General features: G+C 70.7%; 2 protein-coding genes. Both read left to right on the forward strand.

Features of this window, described 5'->3' with window-relative positions; translation table 11 throughout:
- The first annotated feature begins 191 nt into the window (after nucleotides 1-191).
- Nucleotides 192-2,066, forward strand: a complete 1,875-nt coding sequence (gene dnaK / locus VK640_17330; GenBank protein ID HTE74941.1) for a molecular chaperone DnaK — start codon at nucleotides 192-194, stop codon at nucleotides 2,064-2,066.
- Nucleotides 2,063-2,740, forward strand: a complete 678-nt coding sequence (gene grpE, locus VK640_17335) for a nucleotide exchange factor GrpE (GenBank protein ID HTE74942.1) — start codon at nucleotides 2,063-2,065, stop codon at nucleotides 2,738-2,740. The genes dnaK and grpE overlap by 4 nt, the downstream gene beginning before the upstream one ends.
- Nucleotides 2,741-2,752: the final 12 nt, after the last annotated feature.

Here is a 2,752-nt window from a genome sequence, read left to right on the forward strand (position 1 = left end):
GGGGGCGTGTTCAGCCACCGTCTTGTGAGGTCGAGGCGAGATCGGCGGAAATCTCGGACCCCCCGGAACACGGGCCGGATGCCTGCCGTTATCGTGGGCAGGAAAGTTGAGCGGACCACGCGCAAGATGGTGAGAGCCCTCAGCTACCGGACCACAGCAGCACCCCAGCACACGGAAGAGAGGCCATCCCCATGGCTCGAGCGGTCGGTATCGACCTCGGCACCACCAACTCCGTCGTCACCGTCCTGGAGGGCGGCGAGCCGACGGTCATCGCGAACTCCGAGGGCTCGCGCACCACCCCGTCGGTCGTCGCCTTCGCCAAGAACGGCGAGGTCCTCGTCGGTCAGTCGGCCAAGAACCGGGCGGTCACCAACGTCGACCGCACCATCCGCTCCGTCGAGCGGCACATGGGCACCACGTGGGCGACCGAGGAGATCGACGGCAAGAAGTACACGCCGCAGGAGATCTCCGCGCGCATCCTGCAGAAGCTCAAGCGGGATGCCGAGACCTACCTGGGCGAGCCGGTCACCGACGCGGTCATCACCGTCCCGGCCTACTTCGAGGACGCGCAGCGGCAGGCCACCAAGGAGGCCGGTGAGGTCGCGGGCCTCAACGTCCTGCGCATCGTCAACGAGCCGACCGCCGCCGCGCTGGCCTACGGGCTGGACAAGGGCGAGACCGAGCAGACGATCCTCGTCTTCGACCTCGGTGGCGGCACGTTCGACGTCTCGCTGCTCGAGATCGGCGAGGGCGTCATCGAGGTGAAGGCCACCGCCGGTGACAACCACCTCGGTGGCGACGACTGGGACGAGCGCGTCGTCACCCACCTGGTGAAGACCTTCAACGCCGCGAACGGCATCGACCTGTCCAAGGACAAGCTCGCCATGCAGCGGCTCCGTGAGGCCGCCGAGAAGGCGAAGATCGAGCTGTCGGGCGCGCAGTCGGCCAACGTGAACCTGCCCTACATCACCGCCGGCGCCGAGGGCCCACTGCACCTCGACGTCACGATCACCCGCGCCGAGTTCCAGCGGATGACCCAGGACCTGCTCGACCGCGCCCGCGCGCCGTTCAACCAGGCGATCCGCGACGCCGGCATCTCCGTCGGCCAGATCGACCACGTCGTCCTCGTCGGTGGCTCGACCCGCATGCCGGCCGTGTCCGACCTGGTGCGCGAGCTGACCGGGGGCAAGGAGCCCAACAAGGGCGTCAACCCCGACGAGGTCGTGGCCATCGGTGCGGCGCTGCAGGCCGGTGTCCTCCGCGGCGAGGTCAAGGACGTCCTGCTCCTCGACGTCACCCCGCTGTCCCTGGGCATCGAGACCAAGGGCGGGATCATGACCAGGCTCATCGAGCGCAACACCACGATCCCGACCAAGCGCTCCGAGATCTTCACGACGGCCGACGACAACCAGCCCTCCGTGCAGATCCAGGTGTTCCAGGGCGAGCGCGAGATGGCGGCCTACAACAAGAAGCTCGGCATGTTCGAGCTGACCGGTCTGCCGCCGGCGCCCCGCGGCGTCCCGCAGATCGAGGTGGCCTTCGACATCGACGCCAACGGCATCGTCCACGTCCACGCCAAGGACCTCGGCACGGGCAAGGAGCAGTCGATGACCATCACCGGCGGCTCGGCCCTGCCCAAGGACGACATCGAGCGGATGATGAAGGACGCCGAGGCCCACGCCGAGGAGGACAAGAAGCGCCGCGAGGAGGCCGAGACCCGCAACCTGGCCGAGTCGCTGCAGTACCAGACCGAGAAGTTCCTCGCGGAGAACGGCGAGAAGATCCCCGCGGAGAAGAAGGACGAGCTCGGCGAGGCGCTGACCGAGCTGCGCAGCGCTCTGGGCGGGTCCGACATCGCCGCCATCAAGGCCGCGCAGGAGAAGGTGGCCCGGGTGTCCCAGGAGGTCGGCGGCGCGCTCTACGCGCAGCAGGCCGAGGCTGCCGGTGGGGCGGCCGGCGCCGGCGAGGCTCCGGGTGACGGCCAGGCCGGTCCGTCGGCGACCACCACCGACGACGACGTGGTCGACGCCGAGATCGTGGACGACGAGGGCACCGACCGCCGATGAGTGACAGGGAAGAGCAGCCGCGGGTCGTCATCCGCGACAAGCGGCGCATCGACCCGGTCACCGGCGAGGTGCGGGTGCCGGCCGGCGAGCAGCCGGCCGGCACCCCGCCCGGCCCGACGAACGCGCAGACAGGGGAGCAGATGAGCGAGCAGGAGACACCGGTCGCCGAGCAGCCCGTGGCCGAGCCGGCCTCCGGCGACCTCGCCCAGCAGCTGGCGGAGCGGACCGACGACCTCCAGCGGGTCACCGCCGAGTACGCCAACTACCGGCGGCGGGTCGACCGCGACCGGTCGCTGGTCGTCGACCAGGCGGCCGAGCGGTTCGCCCTGCAGCTGTTCCCGATCGTCGACGACATCGAGCGGGCCCGTGACCACGGCGACCTGACCGGCGCCTTCAAGGTGGTCGCCGACCGGGTCCTCGGGCTGCTCGACGGTCTCGGGGTCGAGGCCTTCGGCGTGGCCGGCGACCCGTTCGACCCGTCGCTGCACGAGGCGGTCATCCACGACACGTCGTCCGAGGTCGACGTCCCGACGGCGACGACGGTGCTGCGGCAGGGTTTCCGCCGCGGCGACCGCGTGCTGCGGACGGCGATGGTCGCGGTCACCGACCCGGAGTCCGCCCCGGCGGCGGCGCAGGAGACGGCCGCGCCGGACGACGCTCCGGCCGCCGGCTGACCGGCGGCCCGC

Source organism: Actinomycetes bacterium (assembly GCA_035489715.1).
In the GTDB taxonomy this organism is placed as follows: domain Bacteria; phylum Actinomycetota; class Actinomycetes; order JACCUZ01; family JACCUZ01; genus DATHAP01.

Coding starts and splice junctions, on each gene's coding strand:
- dnaK (HTE74941.1), top strand. CDS start 192: ATGGCTCGAGCGGTCGGTATCGACCTCGGCACCACCAACTCCGTCGTC.
- grpE (HTE74942.1), top strand. CDS start 2,063: ATGAGTGACAGGGAAGAGCAGCCGCGGGTCGTCATCCGCGACAAGCGG.